The sequence below is a fragment of the Anaerosalibacter massiliensis genome (assembly GCF_024623155.1).
In the GTDB taxonomy this organism is placed as follows: domain Bacteria; phylum Bacillota; class Clostridia; order Tissierellales; family Sporanaerobacteraceae; genus Anaerosalibacter; species Anaerosalibacter massiliensis.
This window is the reverse complement of the sequence record NZ_JANJZL010000004.1, coordinates 169,110-182,164: the sequence shown is the minus strand read 5'-3', so window position 1 is coordinate 182,164 and position 13,055 is coordinate 169,110. Positions and strand designations below refer to the sequence as shown.

At 27.1% G+C, this 13,055-nt stretch carries 16 protein-coding genes; 5 read left to right on the top strand and 11 right to left on the bottom strand.

Going from position 1 to position 13,055, the window contains the following annotated elements:
* Window positions 1–547: 547 nt before the first annotated feature.
* The gene (locus NSA23_RS08030; protein ID WP_222704800.1) at window positions 548–1,159 is read right to left on the bottom strand and encodes a sugar phosphate isomerase/epimerase family protein; all 612 of its coding nucleotides are present in this window, start codon (window positions 1,157–1,159) and stop codon (window positions 548–550) included.
* Window positions 1,160–1,542: 383 nt separating this feature from the next.
* Here NSA23_RS08030 and NSA23_RS08025 point away from each other — a divergent pair, with 383 nt between their 5' ends.
* The gene (locus tag NSA23_RS08025; protein WP_257490383.1) at window positions 1,543–1,860 is read left to right on the top strand and encodes a hypothetical protein; all 318 of its coding nucleotides are present in this window, start codon (window positions 1,543–1,545) and stop codon (window positions 1,858–1,860) included.
* Window positions 1,861–2,172: 312 nt separating this feature from the next.
* Here NSA23_RS08025 and NSA23_RS08020 read toward each other — a convergent pair whose 3' ends face one another.
* Window positions 2,173–2,880 (bottom strand): hypothetical protein, encoded by a 708-nt coding sequence (locus NSA23_RS08020; protein ID WP_257490382.1) that lies wholly within the window; start codon window positions 2,878–2,880, stop codon window positions 2,173–2,175.
* A gap of 211 nt (window positions 2,881–3,091) precedes the next feature.
* On the opposite strand from NSA23_RS08020, the gene NSA23_RS08015 reads away from it, so the two are divergent.
* Window positions 3,092–3,304, top strand: coding sequence for a hypothetical protein (locus NSA23_RS08015; protein WP_257490381.1), 213 nt, complete (start codon window positions 3,092–3,094; stop codon window positions 3,302–3,304).
* Window positions 3,305–3,441: 137 nt separating this feature from the next.
* Window positions 3,442–3,627, top strand: a complete 186-nt coding sequence (locus NSA23_RS08010) for a hypothetical protein (RefSeq protein WP_042682938.1) — start codon at window positions 3,442–3,444, stop codon at window positions 3,625–3,627.
* 652 nt (window positions 3,628–4,279) lie between these two features.
* Here NSA23_RS08010 and NSA23_RS08005 read toward each other — a convergent pair.
* From NSA23_RS08005 to NSA23_RS07985, 5 genes are read right to left on the bottom strand one after another with little or no spacing between them, the layout of a single operon-like run.
* Complete coding sequence (locus NSA23_RS08005; protein ID WP_042682940.1) at window positions 4,280–5,638, bottom strand: sensor histidine kinase; 1,359 nt, start codon at window positions 5,636–5,638, stop codon at window positions 4,280–4,282.
* Window positions 5,629–6,288 carry a response regulator transcription factor gene (locus NSA23_RS08000; RefSeq protein ID WP_042682941.1) on the bottom strand — a complete coding sequence of 220 codons (660 nt, stop codon included), beginning with the start codon at window positions 6,286–6,288 and terminating at the stop codon, window positions 5,629–5,631. The genes NSA23_RS08005 and NSA23_RS08000 overlap by 10 nt, the downstream gene beginning before the upstream one ends.
* An 11-nt stretch (window positions 6,289–6,299) precedes the next feature.
* Window positions 6,300–7,049, bottom strand: coding sequence for a lantibiotic immunity ABC transporter MutG family permease subunit (locus NSA23_RS07995; RefSeq protein ID WP_042682942.1), 750 nt, complete (start codon window positions 7,047–7,049; stop codon window positions 6,300–6,302).
* Window positions 7,050–7,769, bottom strand: a complete 720-nt coding sequence (locus NSA23_RS07990) for a lantibiotic immunity ABC transporter MutE/EpiE family permease subunit (protein WP_042682943.1) — start codon at window positions 7,767–7,769, stop codon at window positions 7,050–7,052.
* Window positions 7,769–8,473, bottom strand: coding sequence for a lantibiotic protection ABC transporter ATP-binding protein (locus NSA23_RS07985; RefSeq protein WP_042682944.1), 705 nt, complete (start codon window positions 8,471–8,473; stop codon window positions 7,769–7,771). The genes NSA23_RS07990 and NSA23_RS07985 overlap by 1 nt, the downstream gene beginning before the upstream one ends.
* A gap of 538 nt (window positions 8,474–9,011) precedes the next feature.
* On the opposite strand from NSA23_RS07985, the gene NSA23_RS07980 reads away from it, so the two are divergent.
* Window positions 9,012–9,404, top strand: coding sequence for a hypothetical protein (locus tag NSA23_RS07980; protein WP_042682945.1), 393 nt, complete (start codon window positions 9,012–9,014; stop codon window positions 9,402–9,404).
* Window positions 9,405–9,488: 84 nt separating this feature from the next.
* On the opposite strand, the gene NSA23_RS07975 is transcribed toward NSA23_RS07980, so the two are convergent.
* The 4 genes from NSA23_RS07975 to NSA23_RS07960 all read right to left on the bottom strand — a co-directional run bounded on the left by NSA23_RS07975 (window position 9,489) and on the right by NSA23_RS07960 (window position 12,500).
* Complete coding sequence (locus NSA23_RS07975; RefSeq protein ID WP_042682946.1) at window positions 9,489–9,776, bottom strand: putative quinol monooxygenase; 288 nt, start codon at window positions 9,774–9,776, stop codon at window positions 9,489–9,491.
* A 985-nt stretch (window positions 9,777–10,761) separates the two neighbouring features.
* Complete coding sequence (locus NSA23_RS07970) at window positions 10,762–11,016, bottom strand: alpha/beta hydrolase (RefSeq protein WP_257490419.1); 255 nt, start codon at window positions 11,014–11,016, stop codon at window positions 10,762–10,764.
* 148 nt (window positions 11,017–11,164) lie between these two features.
* Window positions 11,165–11,923, bottom strand: a complete 759-nt coding sequence (locus NSA23_RS07965; RefSeq protein ID WP_042682948.1) for an aminoglycoside adenylyltransferase domain-containing protein — start codon at window positions 11,921–11,923, stop codon at window positions 11,165–11,167.
* A 172-nt stretch (window positions 11,924–12,095) separates the two neighbouring features.
* Window positions 12,096–12,500, bottom strand: a complete 405-nt coding sequence (locus tag NSA23_RS07960) for a hypothetical protein (RefSeq protein WP_050069854.1) — start codon at window positions 12,498–12,500, stop codon at window positions 12,096–12,098.
* A gap of 356 nt (window positions 12,501–12,856) precedes the next feature.
* Here NSA23_RS07960 and NSA23_RS07955 point away from each other — a divergent pair, with 356 nt between their 5' ends.
* Window positions 12,857–13,003, top strand: coding sequence for an IS3 family transposase (locus tag NSA23_RS07955; protein ID WP_081915263.1), 147 nt, complete (start codon window positions 12,857–12,859; stop codon window positions 13,001–13,003).
* Window positions 13,004–13,055: the final 52 nt, after the last annotated feature.

Sequence of the window (13,055 nt, the reverse complement as noted above, 5' to 3'; positions counted from 1 at the left end):
TCTGGCTTTTAAGACTTGTTTATTTGAAAACAAACAAAATATTCTACAATCTTACATAATACATTATAATATACTTCTCATATTCTTACAACATAAATATATTAATCCCTATATACTATTATGAAGTATAAACAATTAATTCATGTAAAATTTCATTTAGACATAATGATTACTATAATAAATATTAATAGCAATTAAATTTAATTGCTATGGGGCTATTTCAAATTGTTAAATAATCTATCTTTATTAATAGACATAGCTGTTTCTTTGTCAACTACCTTTCCCTAAGATAAAATTATATAAAGTATGTCTGAAACTCCTACGACTTAAAAAGTGCTGATATGATGCCTTATTGTACTTCTCTCAATGACTCTCCTTGAGCAAGATTGAAATCAAGATCTTCACACTGATTTTGTGAATATGTATTCCCCTTGCAAATTTATTAAATCGTATAAAATTGCTTATATCTACCTTTCCAACCCCTCAACAATATAATTAAATTCATAAAATAATATTTTTTATATAGTCTAAGACTACTTTAACTTGTTTACTGAATTTTACAGTATTTTTCTATTTTATTTCTTGAATCAATTATATCCTCTAAACTTTGTACAATCTCTAAAACTATCTTGCCATCAAATTTATTCAATATATTAGTAAAAACATGCTTATAATCTATATTACCCTGTCCTATAGGTAAATGTTCATGAGCTATCTCGAGATGTCTATCGGCAATATGTAATATTTTAGGAGCTTTTATTTTAATCATAGATTCAAAATGCTCATAATTATCTATATGAGCTACATCAAGAAGAAACTCTAATTTTGGATTTTGTTGAAACATAATCTCTATATCATTTAATTCATTAAAAATTGGATCTATTCTACTATTATTCTCTAAATATAAAGTAATACTTTCCTTCTCTAGCTCATATAAAGCAATTCTTACTTTATATGATAACTTATATATTGTTTTTGGAGTTATTTCTTCACTTTCACATATTGGATGAATTATTAGCTCATCATGTCCTAAATATTTTAATATTTCAACTAGCTTTGGTATATGCTTTTCAAATTCATTTATATCTAAAACAGCATGAATTATTGCTGGAAAATCATAATATTTAATTATTTCTAATGGATTTGAATCTTTATTCAATGTAATCCCATTTCTATCATATCATATTTGCATAAATTGGAAATTATTATTTTTAGCAAACTCTATTTCTTCTTTATACGGATTAAAATACCTTGCTAAGCATCCTATTTTCATAACATAACCTCCATCTTATAATATTACTCTAGAAAATCACTCTAAAATGTAGTTTCCTCTGAATGCTGTATTTCTAACATATGTTATTAACACTTAATCTAAGTTAGTTTTATTTATCTCCGCTTTTAAAAGGTAACGTTGAGAAATTAATAGAAAATCAATACCACATACCTAAAAAATTTATTAAAGAAGTAAAACACAGGACAAGCTATATATTGCATGACTACCCTCCTGTAGACATCTTTAAGAAAAATAATTTTAAATTTAAAATGTATAGGAAATGGGATACAGAAATGAATAAATTTAGAAGAGGTAAGAATAAGGATATAGATGAAAAAAATACTCAAGACTCATCTTCCCAAAATGGAAAGGTAAATAATATAATTGAACCAGGGAATATTATAACCAATCAATCAAACAAATTAGATTTTGACAGATTAACAGATTTAGACATTCTAGATATTCAAATAAAAAATAAAGGATTTAAAAGTTATAAAGAGTTGGTATATGAATTAAGATTAGAAGATAAAACATATTTTAAATATCCTGCTTCTGAATGGACAGAATCTATTAAAAAAGCAATATGAGAAATGTATTATTTTGATGACACTACCATATATGGAAAAAAGATAGCTAGATTTGATGTAGTATATAAGTTACAAAAACTAGAAATAGAAATAATAAAAATGTAATTGATATTATTATAAAAGAAAGTGAATATAAAAAAATAGATTATACAGTAGCTTATCTTAAAACCACTATATTCAATGAAATAGATGAGTTTAAAGCTAAAATTCAAGCACAAGTTAACTATGATTAAAATAATTAAAGATAAAAAGAGATAAAGACTAGATATTTAGTTTTTATCTCTTTTTATTATATAAAAATTCTAACATAGTCTAATATAAACTAAAGATAAAATCATTATTATAATGTTTTCTAGCATAATAGGTTTTCTTACTACCAGCACTTATAGAGAATCCATATTTTTTCAAGGAACTAATACTCCAAGTTCCTGTTATATTTTCATTGGTAGCTACTTCAATTATTCCACTTGCATTTATAGATATTTTAGTTGCTGGTAATTTATTGTTGTTAAAAGTTCTAGTGCTTTTTAAAGTATACTTACCACTATTACCTGGTCTTTGCCAAGCATCTTGAATTTTATTGAATTGTCTAAAAGAACCACTTGACCAAATTTGAACTCTAACGCCTACTTCAACCGCAGCAGGCTTATAGGTTTTTGTTCTAAATAATGTTCTCCAGATTAAATTGTTGTTTGCAGCACTATTTCTTATTCCTTCATCCTCAAATTGTTCAGTATATCTGTCAATTTCTTCACTTGTTTTTTTATCTAAAATAACAGCGGTTACTGAATCATCTTTTTCGATGTATTTTACATCTATATCTTTTGCATTATATGGGACTTGAACATTTAATAAATCTAGTTTTATATCTGTTATATCTTCTGATGTTGATAAGTAATCTTCATTTTCTATAATTTTTTCTTTGGTTATTTGTACCCTAGCTTTATTTTCTTTTAGTTCATTAAAAGAATTTGCTTCTACATTGCTAGGAGTACCTAATGATATTAAAAATATCATCACTAATAATAAGGCAATGCTGTTTTTTTACTGATTTAAACATTTCACTTCCCCTTTTTGATATTAATATTGTGTATAAAAGTATATCATATATTTACCTCATATCTAAATTTTACATCAATACCTTTTTATTAACTTAAATGTTTTTTATTTCATCAATTGTTAATTTAGTTTATAATATTAATTAATATTATAAATTAGGAGGAGGAATTTTATGAATAACAAATTAAAATTATATTTAAAATCAATTAATTTGCATATTGTACTTTTAGTTGTTACTTTATTATTCAGTAAACTTTATCAATATTTAGATGCAATGATTGGTAGTTGGGTTGACAATTTTTTTGCTTATTTATTCTTTCCAGCTTTTGTTTTAATTGTTATATCGTTCATATTAAATTTATTTATTATTAATAAAATGGATTAAATTTTATTTTAGAGCCTGAAATAAGGGCTCTTTTTTTATGACAATATAAAAGAAGTTGGCATATATCAAGATAAGAAAATAAATAAATATATTATACTAAAAAATATTCTAGAAAATGAAGAAGGGAAGAAAAAAGTATGCAAAATAAACAAGTAAATAAGAAAAAGATTAAAAAGCAGAAAAAGACGTTTGAGATTAGCAAAGATGTAGAAAAAGCTATGAAAATACAGACTGCAATGGAGGAGAAAACCCTAAATAAATGGGTAGATGACACATTTAGAAAAAATATTTTTGACGAAGTTTGGCAGTTAGTGAAAAAATAAGGGGGCTAAAAATGGATCACGTAAATAAAAGCCTTGTCAAATGAAATAGAACTACTTTAATGTAAGGATGTATAGTAAAGAGAGTAATTATGATTAAAATAAGATAAGGGGGAAATGATATGTTGGAATATTTGGAGATTCACATAAATTATACTTCCTGCATTTGCATATATTGTAAAGGATGTTTATGGTGATTTATGGGGTGAGTTAAAAAGGTGTTGACATATCAGTAAAATCATTTTTCCCATTTAATACATGAAAAATATAGTGGATAAATATTAATGTCAAGATTATTTTGAACTATTGTGCCAATATTTCTATGTACGATTTTGCTAATTGTTTTCATTAGATATTTCAGAATTCTGTTCCAAAATCAACAATATTTTTAAAAGTTCACCATTAACATAATTCTTATCTCTACTTATATGGATAACATATTAGGCAAACCTATTTATATATGCTAAAGATAATATCCCTTTTGATTTTAGTATCTTCTATTCTTCATAACATTTTTATATTTTTCCAATTTTCTCCATATACTTCCCTCCATATTATAAAGCTGCTCCAAGAAACTACACTGAAATATGAATTCATTATATCAAAATTTTCACACAATAAATATCCTTTATTTCTAAATCTCCAATTATATTCTTTATTCCTTATAAATTGGGATTTTGACTGTAACAAGTCCTCCGCCATTCATACTATTAGACAATATAAGTTCTCCATGATGTTTTTTGATAATAGTATCTGCTATATATAAACCCAATCCATAATGTCCGTTTTTTGTTCTACTCTCATTTCCCATTGAAAGTTGTTCTTTCCCATATTTTAACATTTTTTCAGAAAAACCTTCACCTTGGTCTATTACCTGAATAATCAACTGGGAATTATCTACAACACTGTTAATGGTGATAATTGAATTGTTTGGAGAAAAATCTACTGCATTAGCTATAATATTCATTAATGCCCGATGTAATTCATTTTTATGTCCTTTTATATACAGATTCTCTTCAATATTCATTTTCGAAATTATATCAATATTTTTTGCTTTACCTAGGGCCATACCTTGTTCTTTCAAGAAATTTAATATATTTATAATACAAATTATTTCATTGGAATTTTCATGAGCCACTTCTTTTTTTGTAATAGCCAATAGATTTTGGATATATTTCTCCATCTGTCCACTGCTTTCTTCAATATAATGACAATAAGTTTTCTGCTCCTTTGTCATATCTGTTTCTGCAAGTAATCCTACATTGCCTTTAACTACTGTAAGAGGTGTTTTTACATCATGTGCCAAAGCAGAGATTTGTTCTTGCCTTTGTTGCTCTATTATCCATTGCTCCTCCAAAGCAGTTTTTAGAGAACTTTTCATCTTATCAATTCCTTGAAGAACCATGTCTATCTCTTTTATATTACTTGCACCTATATTAAAATCTAGGTCTTGTTCTTCTATTTTTTCCGTTGCCAATAAAAGAGATTTTAGTTCACTGTTAATCTTTTTAGCAAATCTATTAGACCATAAAATAATTATTGCAATAAGCTCTAAGAAAAACAGAAATACTATTGTAATTTCAGCATTAGGTAAAACCCTTCTCATTTTTTCACTTTTATATTGCATAGTTAAAGGATAGTTAATAATCAATATACCTTCTTCACGTTCAATACTTATAATATAGCCTGTAGATCTTGTTCCCTGTCGATAGTTCTCCCACTTTACTTTTTTATCCTTATCAGAAAAGTTTCCATATAAATAATGTCCATCATTTGAATAAACTCCAAAACTACACATTGGTGTCAATAAATCCATTGTTACTTTAGGTGTGTTTTTTAATTTCTCAAAATTATTCTGAATTATTTTTTCAGAGTAATTTGCTGGATATACTCCAAATGAAACTACAGAAAATAAATAATAATTAACCATTATTAAAACAATAATAAAGATGCCAAGAGATATAATATATTTTATAAAAATTGTACGAAGTTTCGTGCCTTTTTTTAATCCCATTTATATCCTACTCCCCAAACCGTTTTTATTGGCTCTTCACCATATAATAGAAATTTAGCCCGAATATTTTTTATATGTTCGACAATTATACTCAAATTACTCTCTCTTTCAAAACCAAAAACTGCTTCAAATATTTGTTCTTTTGAAAATACCTGCCCATGATGAAGAGCTAAGTATTCACTTATTTCATATTCACTTTTAGTAAGGGGAACCTTATTATCTAATATGAAACACTCTTTACTCAAAATTGAAAATCTAACATATCCTATATTAATAGAATTTACCTTTTCTCTTTGTTCTCTCCTAAGATGAGCATCAATCCTTGCACGAAGCTCCTGAACTCCAAAAGGTTTAGTTAAATAATCATCTGCTCCCAATCCTAAACCTTTAATTATATCTCCCTCGTCTACTTTTGCTGTAAGAAATAATATTGGACAATCCACTTGTTCTCTTATCTCAGAACATAATTCAAATCCATCAGTACCAGGCATCATAATATCTAAGATTATTAAATGATAGTAACTCAAATTTTCTTGTAAAACTTTTTCTGGTTTACTTACTTTTTTTATATAATGACCACTTTTACTTAATATATTGTCAATCAAGTCTAAAATGGCTTTATCATCATCTACAATTAAAATATTTGCCACAACAATACCTCCTACTCTTCTGCCTTCTTTCCTTCCCATTTTGTAAACCATACTAGCATAATTAAAAAGGATAAAATTGTCCCAAGTATGCAAATAATAATTCCAAGATGTAAATCGGGATCTATAAAATTAATATTTTGGTATCTTATTAATAAAGAACCAATAAATCTAATACTCCAGGAGCATGGAGTAAATGCCCATCTGCCATCTCCCATACCTGTCAGAAATAAAGCTGATATAAGAGATTCTACAATTCCCACACCAATGGAAACTCCTTTTGAAAATCTAAGGCTTAAAAAGAAATGTAAAATATATTCAAATATATTGCTTCCTATCAATATGCCAACAACAGCTAAATACATAGTAAATGGAAAAATATCATTTTCTATAAAAGAAAAACCTACATAAAAACCAATAACAGATAATATAGTACTTAAAAGTCCCAACAATAAAAATAATGTATATTTACTAATAAATGATAAACATTTTATTTTTGAACTAGCTAAAATATTTTGAAAACCTCCTGCTATATATTCTTGATCTGATGCCATTGAAGTTATTATTCCAATTAATATAGGAAAAACTATGCACAATACCTGTAAGTAAGCTGAAACCTTACTAGAACTATTCCATGGAGTATAGGAATAATAACTTAAAAACATAATCAATCCTAAAGCAGGAATATATAAGTGAATCCATATCATTTGAGTAGATTTTAGTTTCATTATATCAGCTTTTAGTAGTTTTTTTAACTGTAACATTTAATTTACCTCCTTTTTTCTAAACCATATAGTTGTTAAAATAGTTAACATAATAAAAATAATAACACTAATAATAGTATCTTTTACTATCATGTCTCCATTTAACAATGGACTATTGTCTGGTACTGGAAGACCATTTGGTAAAATATGAAGAACTGGACACATTAGTGCAGAGATTGTCCCATAAGGTGAAAATTTTAAAATTGAACTTGTTCCAAAAGATACTACCCCAATCATTGTCATAGTTATATTAAAAAGAACAGTAACAAACATATTAAGTCGCACAGTTAAAAACAAACTAATTGGAATCTGGAATAATAATGTTAGTATCAATATAATTGTTGCAAGAATATTAGCCTTTAATGGAATGGTAGATTTATCTATTAAACCAACACCTATAATCCCTATCATAAATATTAAACTAGTAAATATAAGTAAAATGCTAATATATATTATCTTCCCTAGCCATATAGAACCTTTATCTTGTGGATATAAAAGCAATCCTTTGTAAGAAAGGCTCTTCTCCCTTGTGACTACTTGGGCAGAAATAATAGCTAACATTCCTGGAAGAAACATAACATACCACCAGTTGTATGCTCCATTTTGACCTCCACCCCATAAAAGACATAACAAAAATGTAAGTAGTGGTGTTACTATAATAAATTTATTTGTTGATGTTCTTTTACTCTTTTGAAATTCTGCTTTAATTATATCTATCATTAGTTTTCACCCCTATTTCTTTCTACAACATCCATAAATAACTTTTCAAGATTATCCTCTTTCTTTATTTTACCACTATATCCAATAACACCATTGGATATAATACCTATTTCGTCAGCTACTTGTGCTACCTCTGATAGAATATGACTAGATAAAATAACTGTCATCCCTTTAGAAGGAAAAGATCGAATCAATTCTCTTAAATCCTCAATACCGATTGGATCCAAACCATTGGTAGGTTCATCAAGAATAAGCAGCTTTGGATTATTGATAATAGCCATACCAAGTCCTAACCTTTGCTTCATTCCCATAGAAAAATTTTTCACTTTCTTTTTACCTGATTTCTCAAGACCTACAATATTAAGGACTTCTTCAGCTCTCATCTTAGGAAGTCCATAAAGAGTACAGGCAAGTTTTAAGTTTTCCATCGCTGTTAAGTTCGGATATATTGCAGGATTTTCAATTAATGCTCCAATATCTTTTAAATCTTTCCTAGTCCATGGATGATTTTCAAATAATATTTCTCCAGCAGATGGTTTCATAATTCCTGTAATCATTTTTAATGTAGTAGATTTTCCTGCACCATTTGGTCCTAGTAGACCAAAAACAGAATTTTTTCTTATAGATAAGGAAATATTATCTACAGCTATTTGATTTTTAAATTTTTTTGTTAATCCCTTTGTCTCTAAAATATATTCTGACATGATAATTCCCCCTAATTTATTCTTATATTAAAATTAACTTAATCTATAATTATAATATAAACAATAATTATAAGGATTTTATAAGGATTAATTTTTTGCATAAAGAAAAAGACCATGTTTCTCAATTGACAAGAACACAGTCTCATAAATTCCTATGCAAATTTATATTTATATGTTTATTATTTCAATTTCATTACCTTCAATCTTCATTTTATCTAAACAATATTTCATATTATTTGAACAATTTCCCTGTTCTCTTGAACTAGAAACTGATCCTAAGATTTTTATTTCACTTATTTAGCTTAGCATCTCTGTCCTATTTGTCAAAGGTTAACTATTCTACATTATGTACTAAAATCCTTTAACCATTTGACAGACGTTTTAGAACATGAAAAAATAATTATATTAAATATATAGTTGGTGATAAAATTGAATATATCTAAACATCTAAAAAATAAAATCAAATACATCCCTGAAAAACCAAGAATATACCAAATGAAAAATTCCCAAGGAAATATAATATATAATAGAAAGTAAAATGAAAGAAGCTTCCCTACTATTACAATTTGAGAAAGCTTCATTTTATAAAAATACATTAACTATTTTAAAATATTTATGTATTATAAATAAGTCTAATTCTTTAAAAGACAAGAAAATCTTAGTAGGAGAAAAAATAGATAATGGATACAAACTTTTTTATATTTCAGATGAAAATTTAGTTTTAAAAAAGAAATATCCTACAATTACTATACAAGATATAGAAGAATTTTTAGATCAAGGTAGAACAATAGAAGAACGCATAACTTTTTATAAAAATGAAAAAAGCAATTTAGATTTTAAACATATAATTAGTACAGAAATTATGTCTAAATCCTCAAAATCAGTTGAGTTTGTTGAAGAAAATTTTAATCCAGAGTTATTTTCAAACTAATTATTAAACTGTTGTACATCTTCTTATATATAATCTTAATATCCACAATAAGTTTTCTACCTTTGCAACTCCTTACCTTATAAACTAATCTATTATCTTATACAAATTGATTTCTGGACTTTTTTCTCTTAGCTCACCTAGCTTAGGGACTACGGTTGTGAAATGTGGTGAAGCATTGTGAATCTTAATTGCTTCTTCATCTTTCCATTCTTCTATGAAAGCTAAACAGTTAGGGTTGTTTATATCTTCATAAAGATCATAAGACATACACCCTTTTTCTTTTCTACTCTCTGCTATAAGCTCTTCAGCTAAGCTTAAGAATTCTTCCTTCTTACCAGGTTTTATTACACTTCTTGCAACTATTTTTATCATAATATCCCTTCCTTTCAAAATTATTTAATATGACTTCTGACTTTAAATACTAGATTTTTTAACATCTTTGACAATAATAAATACTTCTACCTAAATAATTCTCTTTAATTATAATACCTCCCCAGTTAGACAACAAGACCCTGTATTATTTTTATTCATCATAGTTTTAAAAAATCTAACGAACTACCTTTGATGTAAATGACATAACATTCATTATGCCATGTAATAATATACTAGGTACCAGACTTCCATCTGCCCTTTTTTCATTTAACCAAAATTATAGATAACCTACTATTCCAGCCGTTACTATAAGCATTATCCCTACAACATATTTTTTGTGAACAATGATAAACGATAACCCATGTGGCAAACCAAATAGCAAAGCTTGAATAATATTACCTACTAAATATCCAAACTTATTAGCAATGTTTTACCAATAAGACCTCTGAAAAGTATTTCTTCTGATAGGGATATTTGAATTAATGCTTTTAATAATATTATAATTACTATATTCACACTAATCCCTTATCTGCTTATGGTTTTATCATGAAGCATTTCACTAGTAATATATCCTAAGTATTGAAACAAGATAAGTGGACCAACCATTATGAGCAAAGATACTACAAAAACTAAAAGGCTACTTTTAATTCAGCCTCTATTTTTCGATAGATATAACCCAATCCAATTGAAAAAATCATTATTTCTCCTGTAAAACATGAAATAAAAGACCTATGATAATATAAGTACAAAAGAAAGCTGTATTATTGCTAACATTAACACATCGTTCATATACATTCTCCTTTAACTTTATTAATTTTTTCTCAACTATATTTAAATATTATATTATAGATGCCTTAACTTTAGAAACCCTTCTCTTTCCTTATAATGTATTATCAACCTAAATACTTTCCAAACCAATCAGTAGCCAGCTTAATCACTATATGGAAATGTTCAAGTAAACTATGATTTACTCCATCAATAATTTCTAATTTTGAATCACTAGAAAGCCAAGACTATGCCCATATAAATCTATTTTTTTATAACCTTTTGATTTAGTAAATGAAATGTCGGACTTTAAGTCATCTATCTCTTTCTCAACGGTTAGACTATCATTATCACTTTCTCCACAACCACTAAAATCAAAAGCTAAAGCATTATAACCCAACTTATTAAAAGCTGCAGCAAGTCTTTCAAACCTTCCTTTCGAGTATTTACTAGACATAAACTCATGACACATAATGATTATTGATTTAGAAACGGATGGACATAAGTTTCAGACTAATATTAGATTTCTTGAATTTTTAAAGGTAACTCTTTCCATTCCTAGTTCCTCCTTATACTTACCCTCTGATGAATTCCTCCAACTTGCTTTTCTCATTTCATTTAATTTATAATAACTTTTCTATTTCATTTGTCATGTAATCGGCGAAATCTAATAGTAACTGATCTTTCAACTCTAAGCTAACAACCTCTCCATTATATTTAGCAAGGCATTTATTAACCAGTTCTATATATTTAAAAGGTAATACTTTTACCGCCCATTGACCACCTTCTCTCTTTGAAGATATAATATCTTCCTTTAAAAATAAAAGAAATCTGCATAAATTTAATATGAAATATTCAGTATTATCAATTATACCTTTATACACACCATCAATATCAGATTTAATTGAACGAATAAATATTTGTCTATCTATAGGCTTAAAAATCTCTTTAATAGGTTTACCATATAGTCGAATTCCTCTGTTATAGGTAACAGCAAAATGAGCAGCTAAATCTTCATCTTCGAATCCACCGCATAGATAATTCTTGTCTCTTTTATATTTCTCTCTATGGAAAGCAGAATAATGGAATTCAAATGGGGTAGGATAAACAAAATTTATTAAAAATGATTCCAAGACAACACTTAATTCAATTCCGCTCTTACTTGGTATGCTTTCCTCAATTTTTAGAAGCTTTCTTGCAATTCTTTTATATGTTTCGCTTGGTTGCTTTTCTTTACAAATAATTAATAAGTCTATATCACTTTGTATTGGATTAAAACATCCCATAGCCATTGAACCGTGTAAATACACTCCTACCAAGTTATCTTGCATTTCTTCTATAAACAGATTTACAATACTATTTAGACAAAATTGTTCCATCATTTAAATTCACCTCATTCTTGTCAATGAAATATATAATTTCTAACCATAAACACCAAGGTCGTTCTCTAAATCTGACCTTATATAATCTACTAATGTTTTATTAAATAATACTGATTTAATATTATGCAACTTAATCGCTCTTTTATAATAGTCGCCAATGTTGATGCTTTTTCTATAAAATGCTGTTTATCCAGTTATAGCAATTTTCAAGTTCTTCATCTGATATTAAGTCTGATCTGTGTTCAAATAATATTTTACGGAATTTATTTTCTCTTTTTATGATTTTAAGGTATTTCTCAATATCTGCCCAGCCTTCTTCTGAAATTAAATTTGGTAGTACTGGAAAATGACTATTCTCTAAACTGTCAGTGACTTTGACATTCCATAAATGAATAACTTCTGCATACTTCGCAAACCTTAAAGTCAATCCAAATGAATCAAAATTTTTGTCTAATTTATCTTGAGAGTGAAGTCTACCTACATCTAGACATAATTTGACCTGGGGATACTGTTCTAATAAGGTTTTAAGTAAATCATTACCATATACATATTTATTTAATACATCTAATTCTAACACTGGTATAAAGTTATTTTTGATACTAATGTTAGTCAGCCATTTGAATAATTCTTCACTCTTCTTGATGTTAGTTTAATATTGTAGACACGACTTTCCGAACGCTGTAAAATATAGTTAAGGAAGGAGTGTCTAAAGTGGCAAAAAGATACACAGAAAAATTTAAAAATACAATTGTAGAATTTTATAATACTGGTAAACCTCTAAAAAATCTTAGCAGCGAATATGGCCTACCTAAATCTACAATATTAACATGAGTAAAAAAGCTAAACTCGTAGCAATTAATAAAGATAAAATAATTACTCAAGCTAACTATCAAGCCTTGTTAAAAAGGTGGCTAGGATAGAGGAGAAAATAAAATATTAAAAAAAGAAGAGGTTAATTTGGTTAAATATTTTGACTTTGATGCTGCTAGATTAGCAATATTTGAATATATTAAGTCTTGGTACAACAGAGAAAGAATACATAGCTCTCTAGGATATATCACTCCCCAACATAGAAGATAATGCTAGGAGGGTATCATAAAAATTGTTCAAAAAAAATGTGTCTACTTTATTG